14 protein-coding genes, 1 tRNA gene and 1 pseudogene are annotated in these 16,241 nt (G+C 68.8%); 5 read left to right on the top strand and 11 right to left on the bottom strand.

Features of this window, described 5'->3' with window-relative positions; translation table 11 throughout:
- The 3 genes and pseudogenes from RCG67_RS12210 to RCG67_RS12200 form a co-directional block, all read left to right on the top strand.
- Positions 1-216: pseudogene (locus RCG67_RS12210) on the top strand (hypothetical protein); the annotation flags it as partial.
- 600 nt (positions 217-816) lie between these two features.
- A complete protein-coding gene (locus RCG67_RS12205) occupies positions 817-1,455 on the top strand; it encodes an NAD(P)-dependent oxidoreductase (protein ID WP_368826565.1) in 639 nt (212 codons plus the stop codon).
- 318 nt (positions 1,456-1,773) lie between these two features.
- The gene (locus RCG67_RS12200; protein WP_368826563.1) at positions 1,774-2,145 is read left to right on the top strand and encodes a hypothetical protein; all 372 of its coding nucleotides are present in this window, start codon (positions 1,774-1,776) and stop codon (positions 2,143-2,145) included.
- 43 nt (positions 2,146-2,188) lie between these two features.
- On the opposite strand, the gene RCG67_RS12195 is transcribed toward RCG67_RS12200, so the two are convergent.
- From RCG67_RS12195 to RCG67_RS12175, 5 genes are all read right to left on the bottom strand, one after another.
- Positions 2,189-3,217, bottom strand: a complete 1,029-nt coding sequence (locus tag RCG67_RS12195; RefSeq protein ID WP_368826562.1) for a sodium:calcium antiporter — start codon at positions 3,215-3,217, stop codon at positions 2,189-2,191.
- Positions 3,218-3,737: 520 nt separating this feature from the next.
- Positions 3,738-5,000 carry a threonine/serine exporter family protein gene (locus RCG67_RS12190; RefSeq protein WP_368826560.1) on the bottom strand — a complete coding sequence of 421 codons (1,263 nt, stop codon included), beginning with the start codon at positions 4,998-5,000 and terminating at the stop codon, positions 3,738-3,740.
- Positions 5,001-5,253: 253 nt separating this feature from the next.
- On the bottom strand, positions 5,254-5,616 hold the full coding sequence (locus RCG67_RS12185) for a SpoIIAA family protein (RefSeq protein ID WP_368826558.1): 363 nt from the start codon (positions 5,614-5,616) through the stop codon (positions 5,254-5,256).
- A gap of 191 nt (positions 5,617-5,807) precedes the next feature.
- Positions 5,808-6,398 carry a recombinase family protein gene (locus tag RCG67_RS12180; RefSeq protein ID WP_368826556.1) on the bottom strand — a complete coding sequence of 197 codons (591 nt, stop codon included), beginning with the start codon at positions 6,396-6,398 and terminating at the stop codon, positions 5,808-5,810.
- Between the two features lie 359 nt (positions 6,399-6,757).
- Positions 6,758-6,828 (bottom strand) — tRNA-Gln (locus RCG67_RS12175).
- A 355-nt stretch (positions 6,829-7,183) separates the two neighbouring features.
- On the opposite strand from RCG67_RS12175, the gene RCG67_RS12170 reads away from it, so the two are divergent.
- Positions 7,184-7,651: a nuclear transport factor 2 family protein gene (locus RCG67_RS12170; RefSeq protein ID WP_368826554.1), complete on the top strand. Its 468-nt coding sequence runs from the start codon at positions 7,184-7,186 to the stop codon at positions 7,649-7,651.
- A gap of 130 nt (positions 7,652-7,781) precedes the next feature.
- On the opposite strand, the gene RCG67_RS12165 is transcribed toward RCG67_RS12170, so the two are convergent.
- From RCG67_RS12165 to RCG67_RS12145, 5 genes are all read right to left on the bottom strand, one after another.
- Positions 7,782-8,219 (bottom strand): hypothetical protein, encoded by a 438-nt coding sequence (locus RCG67_RS12165; RefSeq protein WP_368826552.1) that lies wholly within the window; start codon positions 8,217-8,219, stop codon positions 7,782-7,784.
- A gap of 783 nt (positions 8,220-9,002) precedes the next feature.
- Complete coding sequence (locus RCG67_RS12160) at positions 9,003-9,272, bottom strand: hypothetical protein (RefSeq protein ID WP_368826550.1); 270 nt, start codon at positions 9,270-9,272, stop codon at positions 9,003-9,005.
- 146 nt (positions 9,273-9,418) lie between these two features.
- Positions 9,419-11,176, bottom strand: a complete 1,758-nt coding sequence (locus RCG67_RS12155) for a BCCT family transporter (RefSeq protein WP_368826548.1) — start codon at positions 11,174-11,176, stop codon at positions 9,419-9,421.
- A 150-nt stretch (positions 11,177-11,326) separates the two neighbouring features.
- Positions 11,327-11,944 (bottom strand): dephospho-CoA kinase, encoded by a 618-nt coding sequence (gene coaE, locus RCG67_RS12150; protein ID WP_368826546.1) that lies wholly within the window; start codon positions 11,942-11,944, stop codon positions 11,327-11,329.
- Positions 11,945-11,988: 44 nt separating this feature from the next.
- The gene (locus tag RCG67_RS12145) at positions 11,989-13,710 is read right to left on the bottom strand and encodes an alpha-amylase family protein (RefSeq protein ID WP_368826545.1); all 1,722 of its coding nucleotides are present in this window, start codon (positions 13,708-13,710) and stop codon (positions 11,989-11,991) included.
- Between the two features lie 101 nt (positions 13,711-13,811).
- Between RCG67_RS12145 and RCG67_RS12140 the strand changes: the two genes are divergently transcribed.
- The gene (locus RCG67_RS12140; protein ID WP_368826544.1) at positions 13,812-14,531 is read left to right on the top strand and encodes an IMPACT family protein; all 720 of its coding nucleotides are present in this window, start codon (positions 13,812-13,814) and stop codon (positions 14,529-14,531) included.
- A gap of 111 nt (positions 14,532-14,642) precedes the next feature.
- Here RCG67_RS12140 and rpsA read toward each other — a convergent pair whose 3' ends face one another.
- Positions 14,643-16,130 (bottom strand): 30S ribosomal protein S1, encoded by a 1,488-nt coding sequence (gene rpsA, locus RCG67_RS12135; protein WP_058873630.1) that lies wholly within the window; start codon positions 16,128-16,130, stop codon positions 14,643-14,645.
- Positions 16,131-16,241: the final 111 nt, after the last annotated feature.

The raw sequence follows: 16,241 nt of genomic DNA, 5'->3' as shown, positions 1-16,241 counted from the left end.
CAGGAGCAGATGGGCTCGATCTCCCCCCGGTACCGGGACGAGCTCATCGCCTCCGAGCAGCACTTCCACGAACTGCTGGACCGCGTCCACGGCACGCACCACGAGTACGAGCGCACCGGGACAGGCCCGGAGACCGCGCCCACCCTCGAGGACGCGTCCGCGGAGGAGACAGGGGCCGGCACCCGGCGCGGCAACGACGGCAACAACACCGTCTGAGCCCGCCCACGCTGAAGGGACCGCATCCGGGTGGTTCCTTCAGCGTGGACCGACGGACTTCCTCCGCTGCTCCGGAGAGGCAACCGAGGCCCCAGCCGACGTGCTGGCCGCCCGGGGGTGCCTACTCGTCCCCTTCGGAGAACCAAGCCATCCGCGCATGTGCAGCAATACTCGAACGCCTCATCGGCGCCCCTGAGGCAGTGGCGAGACCTCTACGGCACACCGGGCGAACACCGTCATGCAACTGGAGCGCACACTTCGCTCGGATCGTGACTCCCGCGGACACCACGATCACGCCGTCGGCGTCGATGAGCAGCTCAGCACCGGCTTTGAGAATCACACCCCCTCTGGGTCCTCGTCCGTGAGATCACTGTCCCGCGTCCCCGGACCGGCTGGACGGTGGGTGATCCGTCGTTCCCCGCCGGGTACGTGCTGTGACTGGGTCCTTCGCCTACAGTGGGGCGCAGTCGAACAGTCGGCCATGACATCTCCCGGGAGGTTTCCGGTCATGAGCCCTGCCCCGTCCCCCGCGGCTCGACCGCATCTCCACGACGCCCGAGCCGCTGCTGAGCTCCGTCCGCCCGATGTGGCGACCGACCCATGAAGGTTGTGGTGTTCGGAGCGGACACGCCCCTTGGACGTCATGTCGTCACCGACCTGGTCTTCCGCGGCCATTCGGTGAGCGCAGTGCTCGAGGACCTCGCCGGGGTACCGGAGGAATGGGCGGATCGGGTGGCCCTGCGCACCGGTGACCCCCTTGAGGTGGACCTGGTGGATGACCTCGTCGCCGGGCACGAGGTCGTCGTCGATGCCTTGGGCGACTGCCGCGGCAGCCGCGCCTTGGAACGCTCCGCCGCCGTGACCCGCCAGATCGCCGCGAGCATGCAGCGGCACGGGCACCTGCGCTACATCGGACTGCGCCCGGACGTCCTGTTGGAACCGCCGGGCAGACCGCTCTCCTGGAACCGCTTCCTACGCCTGCTGAAGCTCGGCTGCTGCCCGCAGACCCGACAGGAGGTGGCCGCAGCGTTCGAGACGATCGCGCGGTCCCCGCTGAGCTGGACCATGGTGCGCTGCCCCGGCATGACCAGCGGTCCCCCGCGCGGAGTGCGCCACGTCGGGATGACCCGCCGGGATTCCGTGGGTCCATCCGTCACCCGCCAGGACGCGGCCCGGTTCCTCGCCGCCCAGGTCCTGGAGACCAACTACATCTGCGCGGCACCGGCAATCAGCAACTGACTCGAAGGTCCCTACCCCATCGCGATGGAGCCGGATCAGCGGTTCACCGCACCTTCGGCCATGCGGGCGAGATGTGGGCCAACCACCATGACAGTCGCGGCGCCAGTTGGGCGTGGAGCACCTTGGCCGAGAGCACCCCGACATGTGCGATGAGTTCGACACACGCTCCCGTCATGTCCGCCCTCCACATGAAGCGCACCACCGTGCCCTCGACAGCGGCAGCGTACTCGGACAGCCGCTCGACACTGACCCCATGGACGCAGGACCTCCCGCAGCGTGCCCACCCCTGACCTGGCCATACCGTTCAGGCTCGGGGCCGTGACCGACCTCAGCGGAGCGGCTCTGCTCGAAGTCTCCAGCGCCGCCGCCACCAACACCGGTGTGGCCCTGGCCGCGGCCGCCTTCATCATCCGCTGGCTGCACGCACGGTGGCACCGGACCGTGGCCATCCACGTCCTGCGCGACGGGGCACACTGCCTGCGCTGGCACACCACCAGCTACGAGATCCACGAAGAATCCTGGTCCAACCCACCAGAGCCCGCTCCGGTGAATGGCGCTGATGTGGTCGTCCACTACCACTCCCGGCAGCCACAGCAGTGGCGACTGAACACCCCGCCCCCCGCCTGGGCCCTGGGCATCTGCGGAGTGAGCCTTGTGCTTCTGGGGCTGCTGATGCCCCTCCTGCAGTAGTCCCTGAACTGCTTCCCACGGTCAACGCCCGGCGCCTCCAGGGTCAGCCCGGCACCACCACGACCACCACTCCGAGCGCGTAGAAGCCGAAGAGGGACAAGCTCTCGAAGCCGATGCGGCCGGGCCCCTGCTCCTCCCGGCGGATCAGGCCCATGAGCAGGAACGCCGTCATGAGCATCCCGAGCGCGGTCCAGAAGACGACGGGGTCGGAAACCGCGTGGTAGATGGAGCCGTCCAGATAGGCGACGTCGGAGAAGGCGGCGAAAAGGCTGTCGAAGGCGTTGCCGCCGATGATGCCGGCGACGGCGAGAGTGAGGGCGCCCCTGCGGACGGCGGCGAGCGTGGTGACGAGCTCGGGCAACGAGGTGGCGACGGCGGTGAAGAGCGTCCCCACGACCGCCTCCCCGAGTCTCGTGTCATCGGCGATGACGGTGGCGCTCTTCTCGAGAGCCCACCCGGCGGTGCCGATGGTCACGGCGAGGCCCGCGAAGGCCATCAGCAGCCGGCGCAGGGACTCCCGCCCGTTGCTGTCCTCGGGGACGTCCTCCCGGGTCTCGCGGGTCCGGGCCGGGCCCCACATCGGCGCGGTCTGCACCTTGCGGATGAGCCGGAGGCCGTAGAGATAGGAGACGAGCAGCAGGGGCGTGGCCACGTGGACGTGTCCTATCGTCCACTCCGGCATGGCGAACGCCAGCAGCAGCCAGGACATCTGGGCCACGAGCAGGGCCGCTTGCATGATGTTGCCCAGGGATGCGGCAGCGTGCTCGAGGTTGGCCCGGCGGTAGGTGAGGTCCGCGACCGCCAGGAAGAGGGTCTGGACGGCGATTCCGCCGACGGCGTTGGACATGGCGAGCTCCGGCCGGCCGGACAGGGCGGCGGAGACCGAGAGCACGATGCCGCTCAGCGACGTCGCGAAGCCCAGGAGGACCGCGCCCGCGATCGCCTCGCCGAGACCCGTGCGGTCCGCGATGCGATCGACGACACCGGCGAGCTTCGTGCCCACGACTCCGATGACCGCCGTGCACAGGCCGAACAGCGCGACGGCGGCGCCGAGGGGCATGGTCTCGAGCACATCGATCCTTCCCGGCGAGGCCCGCGGACCCGACAGGTGACGTCGGCACCGCCCACGGGCCCGATCGAGACACGGATCACCAACTGGTCGTTCATCGGTACGCGTCCGAGGGTACTAGGCGTGGAGGCCACCCCCGGAGATCGGCTCTCGCCCACACCACTCCTCGGCGGGACGCCCCACGCCCAGCACCGGATGCCACCACCGACACGCTAAGAACGCCCACCCCCGTGCCGGCCACGGACGGTTCAGGACATGCCAGCAGTCCGTGCCGGGTGAGGTTCTGACCGGACACCGGGACCGCCGGGCTCATTCCGGGTCGGGCGCCAGGTTCCACGGGGTGGCATCAAGTCTCCATCATGTTGGCTGTGAACAGGGACATCCGCGAAGGAACCCCTATCGCACATGGCTCGGTGCTCCTTGGATCTGCTTCAGGCTGTTGAGCACCTGGGTCGAGACGGAGGCAGTGGTCAGCACCAGCGGCACACCAGTGCCTGCACCGGCCCCGGGGCGCATCAGTCTCTTACAGAAATCGGACACCACGGTGGCGGGCGAGTGGCAATTGGCTGATCAAGGAGCCGATCAGAGTGCCGATGGCGACGGCGAGCACCGCTGAGCCTGCCGTGGCGAGGTCATGAAGGCCGTCACCGGAGTGCATCTGGGCGGCGTTCATCAGGCCGAAAGAGCCGGGAACGAGGACCCAGAAAGCCGGTAGATAGATGACTTGCCATACCGGGGCGTTGGGAAGCGCATGGGCGATGGTGGCCGCGATGGCGGCGACGATGGCTCCCAGAAGACCTCCAGCGGCGGCACCGTACATCGACTGGACCGTGAGTTGAACACCAGCGGTGAGACCGGCAACGACGACGATGTATGGGGTGGCGGAAAGGGGCGTGCTGAACCAGATCATGATCCCGGCCAGCGTGATCGCTACCCCGAGGACCATGGTCCACCAGGAGGCATTGGTGACATACGTGTTGGCCAGGTCGGTGGGCGGAGCATGAAGAAGTACTGCCGCCGTCAGGACTCCGGTGACAAAAAGCACCAACTGCACGCTTCCACCGAGGAGTCGGGCGGAGCCGGCGCTGATCGCCCCGGCTGCGATTTCGGAAAGACCGGTAACCAGCAGGCTTCCCGGAAGCAGGATCGCCAGAATGGCCACAATCGTGCGCAAGGCGCCATCCAGGATGGATGCTTGCACCGCCAGGAGCATCACGACAGAGACGGTGAAAGCGGCCGTTACCGGCAGCAACGGCCTGAACGCAGCCCAGTGGCGGGCCACCGTGGAGAGTCCTGCGACGATCAAGGACCCCGCGGCGGCGGCGGCGATGTTGGGCAAGGCGGGTTGGAGGAGAACGCACAACCCCACCCCCACGGGAACGGCACCGAGGTCGGACACCCATGCGGGCCAGCGTGCGGGCGAATGTCTGATCCGCTTCAGGTCGCGCAGAGCATCACCGATGCTGAGGCGGCCGACGCGCACCAGCTGCCCGAGTTCAAGGATCTCAGCCGTTTGTTCGAACCTCAGCGGGTTACCTGTGGGCTGGAACCCGGTATCGCCTGCCCTCTCGAGGGTGACGAAAAGGCCTGTGGGAAGTGCCGCTACCGCAACGTCGGGTCGTCCGAGGGCAACACCGAGGTGGCGGAGCGCGCCTTCGACGTCGTTGACGGGCAGACCCCCAGCGAGCAGCTCCGATCCCAGTTCCAGCAGCAACCGGCGAAGCTCCTCCCCCGAGCCGTCCGCGTCAGTGCCAGGCTCTGGCTGGGTGGGGATCTCACCGGTCATGTCTCACTCTTCTCCACAGGTCATATCCGCAAATCCAGGGCATCCTACGTCGTTGTGGCCGGTCACGGACGGCGATGGGATGCATCGACGATGACCTGCCCCCCTGGACCGGAGTCACCCCGTCCAGGTTCGTCTCGACGAGCTGGGAGTCACGGCGGTTGGTCCCGGCGATCGCCGCTACCGGGGGCAGCCCGTGTGCGATAACGAGATGGCGGTACCTGGTGCCATTCTCGGCCCGGTCGGTGGGGCCCGGTCAGGGCTGGCTGATCCAGGCCAGTGCCGCGGCCCGCTGGTCGAGCCCGAAACTGCGCATCGGAACGTGGACGAGCTCGGTGGTCCACTCGGAGACCTTCGCCTCCCAGTCGACGTCGGTGACCACCGCCAGGCGCTCCAGTTTCTTGATGTAACCGGCGGACTTCAGGTCCAGCCAGATCGCCTTCGGGGAGATGTCCGTGAAGTCGATCTTGCCCCGGACCGCCACCATCCGCACGCGGCCGTGGTCGCGGATCACCTCGTCGAGCACTTGACGCATCTGCTGCATGTCCTGGGCGGTGAGGCCGCCGTGGACGTCGACGGTGACGATGTTGGTGCCGGGGTGCGCCGTGGTCTCCATCATGACGAGTTCGCCTACTCAGTCGCAGTGCTGTGGGTCCGTGGACACCACGGTAGGCCTGTCGACACCACAGCTCAACGGGGCGCCGACGGTCCCAGCGGACAGACGGTCGCCGAACTGGCCATGCTCCTCTTCCCCTCGATGCACGACGTCGGTGCCATGGAATGAGGCCATGCCGCCTCACACATGTGCGCTCAAGCGGCGGGCACGGGCAATTCTCGGATGCGGCGGTGGAGGGTGGCCCGGGACATACCCAAATCCCGTGCCACTTGGGTGGCCGGCTCCCCCGACTCCACCAGCCGCACAGCGTTGCGGATCTGGGAATCTGTGAAGGTCTGACGCCGGCCGCCGAGGTCCTTACCGGCAGCACGGCGCTTGGCCACCGAATCGGTGACCCGCTCCCGCTTGATCTCCAGTTCCATCTGGGCCAGGGCGGCCATGACGGTGAAGACCATGGAGCCCATCGGGGTGTGGGTGTCCACGTCTCCCCCACCGAGGTTGCGTACCCGCAGTGCCGCTCCCCTGCTCCGCAGGGTCTCGGCGAAGGTCAGCATGTTCTGCGTCGACCGCCCCAGCCGGTCCAGTGTGGTGATCACCAAGGTGTCCCCCGACTCGAGCGCGGCCACCGCACGGTCGAACTGCGGGCGTGACGCGCGTCCTCCAGACACTCCATGGTCGATATAGATGTCATCGCGTCGTACGCCGGCGGCCAGGAGGTCAGACACTTGACGGTCCGCGTCCTGTTGCCGCGTCGAGACCCTGGCGTACCCGATCAACTTCCCCATGTCCACCTCACCTGTCTCGCAACTGACGTTGAGTGTCCGATTCCAGGGGCATGGATAAAGCACATAGCTACGAGACAGGCTGAACCGCGGAAACATGCGGGCGCAAATTCGTCGGACGAGACGTCTCGCATCCTTTGACTTGCGGCCCATCCGGACGAGTCACTGCACCGGCCATGAGACAACGGCACTGACTTGGATCCAAGCCTCATGGGGGTACGCGTTCAGCCAGCCCTCGAAGACCGCCTGTGACCCTATCGGCGATCTCGCCACAGCTTCCGGACCAGAACTGATCGTGGAACGCCAGGGAAGAAGTCGCTGGGGAACACAACGGGTAGGGCGAGACCTGGGGGTCTTGAATGCTCCGGCGCGAGGGATCGAACCTCGGACTGCTGATCCAAAGTCAGCCGTGTTGCCGCTACACCACGCCGGAAGGGTGTTGAGCGGGAACGCCGAACTGCTAGCGCCACCGCTCAACAAGCAGCACGCGTTGACGTTGCTCTGGGAGGTGGCGGCAGAAGATCACGGTCTCAATATACAAGCGGCGCCCGGTGCTTGGCCTGCAGCTCGTATGGACCCAGGGCCCGAGGGCGGGGAAAATCCTACCGACCCGGACGGTCATCGTCTCGATCAGCCACGGCGTACCCGGCCCGCTCACCGAGGTCGCCGCACTCGGGCGGAACCAGGTCGTGATGCGGCCCGGGTGGTGCTGGGTGGCAGGTCCGGAGGACGATAGTGAGGGCATTCAGCAACCATTGCCGCGACCGCGGTGCCGGCCGGCTCTTCCGATGACTGACAGGGCCAAGGTGCTGCGGAAGGCGTTCCAGGAGGAACTGATGGACATCATCGCTGATCCCTTCGAGTCCGCGCAGGCTTCCGTGCAGGCGCGGATCGAGCAGATCCTGGATGCTGCGACGGCCAAGGACTTCGACCGTCTGGCGGCCTACCACCTGGCGAGCCCGAAGTTCACGAAGTTCGACGACGTCGAGCCGTTGGACCGCCAGGACGCCGAAACCAGCATGCGGCTGGAGAGGGAACAGTTCACCGGGATGGAGGACTTCCACGGACGGTTCGATGACCTGAAGATCGACGTGTTCGGCCCCGTGGCCATCGCCACCGGGATCTTCGTGTGGGACTGCCGGGTCGAGGGGGACGTCGTCTCGGGCCGGAACCGGTCGACCGTGGTCTTCGTGGACAGCCACGGGCAGTGGTTGATCGCTCACGAGCACTACTCCCCGTTCCCCATCAACAGTTGAGATACGGCGGCAACCGGCTGTCCACGCCGCAGGCGGGCGATGGCACCTCTGCAACCCTTCAACTGAGCTGTCTCTTGGCCGTGACCGCCGCAGCCCACCCCTCCGGCCGGGCTCATCACGCCGGGAAGGGTCACCGATTCTCGATGCTGCTGACCGCGACCTGGATGATCCGCCGGGCGTCGCCCTCCCGGAACTTGAGCACCCGGATCCGCACGTCGTAGTCGTCGACAACGCCCTCTGCCGAGCACGCCGTGTACAGTCCGGTGCTGCCGGGGCGCAGAGGCGAGGTGTCACAGTCGCCCTCGACCCGCACCCCCAGTCCTGCCTCGGCGCTGATGCGCTGGACATCGGCCACGGTGACCGGCTGTTCCGTCCGGTACTCGCGCCACATGCTGTCGCACGGGACGGCGAGGTCGATGCAGAACAGTCCGCCTGAGATGTTGCGCGCTTCCTCGCGCCAGCCGGGAGCCGGTCGCACCCCGTCGGCCACCGCCACCATGGGTGCCGTGTCGATGAGGAACGACGCCTGCATGACGACGAACGGGGAGGCGAGGACGGTCAGCGCCACGACGACGCGCGTTCCCCATCTCCGGACTCGACCCGTTCCCGCCCGTGGTGAGGCGCCGGATGCACCACCCATGCCCTCGCCTCCTCCGTCGCCCGCACTCATCGTCCCAGACGGACCCACCGGCGGCCGCAGCACGGTGCCGGGTTTCCAACTTGTCCTCGTCGAAGAGCCCGATGTGCTTCTGCCCGGTGGTGAAGTGCAGTCGCGCGATGGACCGGCGGCTGTTGTCGTCCGACAGGACTGCGCAATCGGACTTGGCGTCACGGTGGACGACGCGCTGAGGCTTCCCCTGGACGCAGACGAAGGCGCGGATGATCTGGAAGGCCTCCAGCTCTTCGATGGTCGTCACCACTCCGTCGCTGGACTCCCGCAGATCCTTCTCGACCGCGTCCCCGCTCTGCACCGCCTCGGCCGGAGTGTCCGCCGCGGCCACGGACGCGGGTGCGCTGCCGACGCCGAAGGCCGTGGTCAGACGGTTGTTCACCTGTTCGTTGAGGAACTGCTGGGCGGCCTTGGCCACCAGTGGGGTGAGCTGGTCCCGCACTTTCCGGGTGAAGGCGTACTCGTAGACCGTGGTGGCGAAGAAGCGCACCCACTCCACATCGGGTTCCTCGAACTGAGCGGCGATCTCCCGCTTGATCGAACCGATGTACTTCAGTGCTGCTCCATCGTGAAGTTCGCCGGGCCTGGGCGATCGGCTCGAGGGCTGTCCTCGCCGAGACTCCGACCGCGGACAGCAGGGCGGGGAGCCTCATCGAGGCTCCCCGCCCTGCTGTCCGCGGGTCAGTTGCGCGCGCTGCCGGTGTTGGTGCCCTCCCCGGAGTCGTCCCGGTGGTAGAGGTACTCGTTGCCGTGCTCGTCCTTCTCCACGTAGAAGTGCTCCTGGACCTCCTGGTACCACGTCTCCGCGGCATCGCTCATGCGCTCGCCCTCCTGCGTCTGGGCCAGGCGGTCCCCGGGCCCGTAGACGCGCATCGCGATGGCGTTGAGCCGGTCGAGGATGCGGTGCTGCTGCTCGCCGTCCTGGTTGGTCTTCTGCCTGTTCCTCGCCATGACGTCCCCCGTTGCCCCTTGTGATGGTGATCACCAGTCTAGCGCCCGGGCGGGTCCCCGGCCCGGATGCGCGGAGCGGACGAACCGAACGGGCCCACCGGCAGGAGACGCCGGTGGGCCCGTTCGGTCCGCTCTGTCCACGGCCGCTACTCGATGTCGCGGACCTTCTTGAGCGATCCCGTGCTGGTGCGGTACTCCCGCACGTAGACGGGCTGCTCCGGGTGCTCGATGGCCGGAGCGTTGGCCGGCTCCGAACCGTGCACGTAGTCCGGGGCCACGACGATCTCCTCGTCCACCTCGGCCCCGGTGGAGGTGCGGCGGTGGAACTCCTCGGGCGGGAGCACGCGGCGCCACTGGCGGGTGGGCAGCACGCCCACCTCCCCCGCGTCCTCGCGCAGGGCTCTCAGCAGGGAGTAGATCATCACGTACCCCAGCACGAAGAACGGCAGTCCGATGAGGATCGCCACGTTCTGCAGCGCCGCCAGGCCGGTGGCGCCGGTGGCGGTCAGCAGGATCGCCGCGATGAGCCCGATGGCGATCACCCAGAACACGCGCTGGTGGACCGGGGACTCCTCCTCGTGCCCGCTGCCCATGGTGTCCATGACCAGGGCGGCGGAGTCGATCGAGGTGATGAAGAACAGCACCACGATGAGCACGCCCAGGGCGGAGGTGACGGTCGAGAACGGGAAGTTCTCGAGGAAGACGAACATCGCCCCGGGGATGTCCCCCTCGTCCACCACGGCCTCGACGAGCCCGCCGTCGCCGTTGAGCTCGATGTTGAACACGCCCATGCCGAAGATGCCGAACCAGATGACGGAGAACAGCGTGGGGAACGCGAGCACGCCGGAGACGAACTGGCGGATGGTGCGGCCGCGCGAGATGCGGGCGATGAAGATGCCCACGAACGGGGACCAGGTGATCGTCCACGCCCAGTAGAAGACGGTCCAGCCGCTCTGCCACCCGGTGTCGGCGAAGGCGTCGTTCCAGAAGGCGAGCTGCGGGAGCATCGCCACGTAGGTGCCGGCGGACTCGACCATGCCCTTGAGCATCAGCACGGTGGGACCGGAGATGAGGATGAAGACGAGCAGGCCGATCGCGAGCAGGATGTTGGTGTTGGACAGCCGCTTGATGCCCCGGTCGAGGCCGAGGGCCACGGAGATCGAGGCGACGAGGCTCACGGCGGTGATGATGAGGATCTGCGACAGCGCGGACTCCGAGATCCCGAAGAGCCGGGCGAGACCGCTGTTGATCTGCATCGTGCCGAGGCCGATGGAGACGGCCACGCCGAACAGGGTGCCCACGATGGCCAGGATGTCGATGGCCCGCCCCAACGGCCCGTGGATCCGGTGCCCCAGCAGCGGCTGGAACATGGAGCTCACCCGGGGCGGCAGGTTGCGCTTGTACATGAAGTAGCCGAAGGCCAGCGCGGGGAGCGTGAAGATCGTCCAGGTGTGCAGGCCGAAGTGGTAGAGCGTGAAGCCCATGGCCTCGGTCGCGGACTCCATGGACTCCGGCTCCACGCCCTGCCGCGGCGGGTTCGCGAAGTGGTTCACCGGCTCGGCCACGGCCCAGAACATGAGGATCGTGCCGATGCCCGCGGCGAAGAGCATCGAGAACCAGGACAGGTTGGAGTGATGCGGCCGTTCGTCGTCGGCCCCGAGCCGGACCTGCCCGAAGCGGCTGACCATGAGGTAGACGAGGAACAGCAGGAAGACCGTCACGCCCAGGATGTAGAACCAGCCGAGCTGGTCGATGACCCAGCTGGACCCGTCCGCGAAGACCGCGTCCATGAAGTCCGTGAACACCAGTGTCATCACCACGAAGACGATGATCACCAGGGCGGAGCCGAAGAAGATGGTGGGGCTGGTCCGTAGTCGCATGGAGTCGTGCAGTCTGTTCAGCATGGCCGTGCCTCCCCGGCTGCCCCCGGCCTCGGACGAGCGGACGGCCGCCGTGTCTCGGTTGTGTGCTTCGGTGGTGCGATTCGGTCTCGCGCGTCGGTCTCGCGCTTCGGTTGACTCGACCCTACCCTCTGGTCACCGAACAGTGGAGAGTCACGTTCCGGACGGCGTGGAGGACAGCCGCGGTTCCACGTGCCACTCCCACCACGCGTCGACACGGTCCAGCAGCCGCTGCACGGAGCCGTCGTTGACGAGCACGGTGCTGGAGACGGCCGCCCGCTCCTCGTCGGTGGCCTGGGCCGAGATCCGGGCGCGGGCGTCCGCCTCCGTCATCCCGCGGTCCTCGACCATCCGCCGCACACGCTCCTCCACCGGGGCCTGGACCGTGAGCACGAGGTCGAAGCGCCCGTGCTGGCCGGTCTCCACGAGCAGGGGGATGTCCTCGACCAGGACCGCGTCCTCGCCGGCCGCGGCCGCGAGCCGTTCGGCCTCCGCCCGGACGAGGGGGTGGATGATCGCGTTGAGCCGCTGCCTCGCCTCCGGGTCCGCGAACACCCGGGCGCCGAGCGCCGCCCGGTCCAGGCGGCCGTCCGGGGTCAGCACGGAGGGACCGAACTCCTCGACGATCCCGTCCAGGCCGGGAGCGCCGGGCTCCTGCAGGGCCCGCGCGATCGCGTCGGCGTCGATCACGGTGGCCCCGAGCTCCATGAGCCGCCGAGAGACCGTGGACTTGCCCGAGGCGATCCCGCCCGTGAGTCCGATGGTCAGCATGGGACCATGCTAGCGGCCGGGCCGGAACGAGGACCGCCGGGCGCTCACGGCTCCCCGGCCCCGGCCACGGTGGTCATGACGTCCGGCAGCGTGCCGGGCCCGTGCTCCCGCTGCACCCGGAGCCAGCGGAAGCCGTAGCCCTCGAGCGCCAGCTCCGCCGACGAGTCCGCGTCGAGGGCGCACCTGCCGTCCGCCAGCAGGTCCAGCAGCACGGTGCCCTCCTCCTCGTCCGGCAGCCGCAGCGGCACCGTGGTCGGCTCCGGGGAGAAGTTGTGCAGAGCGACGACGGCGGAGCCCTCCCACGCGCACCGGTTGGCGAGCACCCCCCGGCGCGGCTGGTCCAGGACCTCGGCGGGGCCCCAGGCCAGCTCGGTGCACTCCCGGTAGCGGCGGGTCAGGGCGGTGACGAAGTGCAGCAGGGAGCCGGGGTCCCGCTTCGCGTCGGCCACGTTCACGTGCGCGGGCCCGTACTCCCCCTCGACCACGGGGGCGGAGAGCTCCTCGGCGGCGGCGGCGGAGAAGCCCCCGTTGCGCCCCGAGGTCCACTGCATGGGCGTGCGCACCGCCATGCGCCCCTCGGCGGCGAGGTTCTCGCCCATGCCGATCTCCTCGCCGTAGTACAGCACCGGGGTGCCCGGCAGCGAGAAGAGCAGCGAGTAGACCATCCGGATGCGCTGCCGGTCGCCCTGCAGCATGGGCGGCAGCCGCCGCGTGAGGCCCCGGCCGTAGACCTGCATCCGCTCCTCCGGCCCGAAGGCCGCGAACACCTCCTCCCGCTCGGCCCCGGTGAGCTGGTCGAGGGTGAGCTCGTCGTGGTTGCGCACGAAGTTGGCCCACTGGGCGTCCTGCGCGATGGACGGCCGGTTCTTCAGGGCGGTCGCCAGCGGACCCGCGTCCTGGCGGGCCAGCGAGAGGTAGAGCTGCTGCATGGCCACGAAGTCGAAGATCATGGTCAGCTCCCCCGCGTCCTCGGTGCCGAACAGCTCGAGCTGCTGCTGGTAGGGCAGGTTGACCTCGCCCAGCAGGGCGGCCCGGCCGTTGCGGCGGTTCATGAACTTGCGCAGCGAGCGCAGGAACGCGTGCGGTTCGGTGAACCCGGCCCGGTTCTCGAAGTCGTCGCCCTGCCCGAGGGTGAGCAGCTGCGGGATCCCGTCCACGCGGAAACCGTCCAGGCCCAGGTGCAGCCAGAAGCCGACGACCTTGGCGATCTCGTCCCGCACCTTGGGGTGGGACAGGTTCAGGTCCGGCTGGTGGCGGTAGAAGCGGTGCAGGTACCAGTGCCCGGTGGCCTCGTCCCGGGTCCAGATGCCGCCCTCCTTGTCGGGGAACACGGCCTTCTCGGACGTGTCCGGGGGCTCGTCGGCACGCCACACGTAGTAGTCGCGGTACGGGTTGTCCGTGCTCGAGCGGGAGGCCTGGAACCACGGGTGCCGGTCCGAGGTGTGGTTGACCACGAGGTCGGCGATGACCCGCAGACCACGGTCCTGGGCCGTGCGGACGAGCTCCACGAGGTCGCCGAAGCTGCCCAGGCGCCGGTCGACGCCGTAGAAGTCCGTGACGTCGTAGCCGTCGTCCCGGTTCGGCGTGGGATAGAACGGCATGAGCCACAGGCAGGTGACGCCCAGCTCCGCCAGGTAGTCCACCCGCTCGGCGAGACCGGCGATGTCCCCGGTGCCGTTCCCGTCCGTGTCCAGGAACCGTTCGACGTCCACGCAGTAGACGACCGCCTGCTTCCACCAGAGGTCGGAGGTGTCGGCGATGCGCATGTCTGCTCCCTCGTCTGCTCCCCGCATGGTGGATGCCCTCCTGTCTAGCACCCCGCCCCGGCTCCGTCGAGGGAGCCGGGGCGCGGCCTAGAGTGAGGACCATGGACCCGGACCCCCTGCTCAGCCGCGCCACCCGGTACACGACCCTCGCCGCGGGCACGGAGGCGGTGGCCGAGCTGGAGGTCAAGCGCTCCCGCTTCCTGGCGGTGGCGCGGCGGGCGTCCACGGAGGCCGAGGCCCGGGCCCTGGTCGAGGAGCTGCGGCGCGGCTTCCACGACGCCCGCCACCACTGCTCGGCGTTCGTCCTGGGCCCGGACCGGGACGTGCAGCGCTCCTCGGACGACGGCGAGCCCGCCGGCACCGCGGGCCTGCCGATGCTCGAGGCCCTCGTGCTGCGCCGCACGGCCGCGGACGCGCAGGGCCGCGACGTCACCGACCTCTCGGACGTGAGCGCCGTGGTGGTCCGGTGGTTCGGGGGCACCCTGCTCGGTGCCGGCGGGCTGGTCCGCGCCTACTCCGAGGCCGTGTCCCAGGCCCTCGACGGGGCCTCCCTGGTGGTCCGGCGCCGGCAACGGCTCTACCGGCTGCCGGCGTCCCACGCGGACGCGGGCCGGCTCGAGCACGAGCTGCGCTCGGCCGGGACCACGGTCCTGGACACCGCCTACGGGGCGGCCGGCGCGGAGCTGGGCCTCGCCCTGCCCGACGACGACGCGGCCGTCGCCGCGCTGCACTCCCGCGTGGCCTCGCTGACCTCCGGCGCCGGGGTCCTGCGCCCCGTCGGCAAGGACTGGCTCGACTCCCCCGCCGGCCACCGGCCCTGAACGGCGCGGGCCGCCCGGCGACCCCGGACAGCACGACGGCCCCCGCCCTGCGAAGGGACGGGGGCCGTCGTGGTCCGTGCCGTGCGGAACGGCCCGGCGGTACCGGTCGGATCAGGCGCCGGTGAGCTTCTCGCGCAGGGCGGCCAGGGCCTCGTCGGAGGCCAGGGTGCCGGAGTCGGCGGCCGGGGCCTCGGAGGAGTAGCTGGTCGGGGCCGGCGTGGACGCGGAGGAGGAGGACGACGACGAGGAGGAGCTCGTCGTGCCGCCCGCGGCGGCCTCGGCGTCCTCGGCGATCGACTTGCGGACCTGCTCCTTGTGCGCCTCCCAGCGGGACTGGGCGTCGGCGTACTGCTGCTCCCAGGCGGCGCGCTGGGTCTCGTAGCCCTCGATCCACTCGTTGGTCTCGGGATCGAAGCCCTCGGGGTACTTGTAGTTCCCCTGCTCGTCGTACTCGGCGGCCATGCCGTACTGGGCCGGGTCGAACTCGGTGGAGTCCGGGTCCACGCCCTCGTTGGCCTGCTTGAGCGACAGCGAGATGCGGCGGCGGTCCAGGTCGATGTCGATGACCTTGACGAACAGCTCATCGCCCACGGAGACGACCTGCTCGGCCATGTCCACGTGGCGCTGGGCCAGCTCGGAGATGTGCACCAGGCCCTCGATGCCGTCCTCGACGCGCACGAACGCACCGAAGGGGACGAGCTTGGTGACCTTGCCCGGCACGACCTGCCCGAGGGCGTGGGTGCGGGCGAACAGCTGCCAGGGGTCCTCCTGGGTCGCCTTCAGCGACAGGGAGACGCGCTCGCGGTCCATGTCGACGTCCAGGACCTCGACCGTGACCTCCTGGCCGACCTCGACGACCTCGGAGGGGTGGTCGATGTGCTTCCAGGACAGCTCGGAGACGTGCACCAGGCCGTCGACGCCGCCCAGGTCCACGAATGCGCCGAAGTTGACGATCGAGGAGACCGTGCCCGTGCGGACCTGGCCCTTCTCGAGCTTGTGCAGGAAGTTGGAGCGGACCTCGGACTGGGTCTGCTCGAGCCAGGCGCGGCGGGACAGGACCACGTTGTTGCGGTTCTTGTCCAGCTCGATGATCTTCGCCTCGATCTGCTGGCCGATGTACGGCGCGAGGTCGCGCACGCGGCGCATCTCGACGAGGGAGGCGGGCAGGAAGCCGCGCAGGCCGATGTCGAGGATGAGACCACCCTTGACGACCTCGATGACGGTGCCGGTGACGACGCCGTCGTCCTCCTTGATCTTCTCGATGTCGCCCCAGGCGCGCTCGTACTGAGCCCGCTTCTTGGACAGGATCAGGCGGCCTTCCTTGTCCTCCTTGGTGAGGACCAGAGCCTCGACCTCATCACCCACGGTCACGACCTCGTCCGGGTCGACATCGTGCTTGATGGACAGCTCGCGGGACGGGATGACGCCCTCGGTCTTGTAGCCGATGTCGAGAAGGACCTCGTCGCGGTCGACCTTGACGACGGTGCCCTCGACGAGGTCGCCGTCGTTGAAGTACTTGATGGTCGCGTCGACAGCGGCGAGGAAGTCCTCCGCGGACCCGATGTCGTTGACGGCAACCTGCGGGGTGGTGGTGGTCATGTAGTAGGGGCTCCGATGTGGATAGTTCGTGATCAGTCGGAACGGAGATTGTCCGGCCGGACCGCGGCCGTTCCGAAGGATTGCTGGACAGGGCACGTGCAGAGCACGCAC

This window comes from Kocuria cellulosilytica, from assembly GCF_040981245.1.
GTDB lineage: Bacteria > Actinomycetota > Actinomycetes > Actinomycetales > Micrococcaceae > Kocuria > Kocuria cellulosilytica.
Note: the sequence above shows the minus strand (reverse complement) of the source record. Positions and strands in the feature narration are given on the sequence as shown.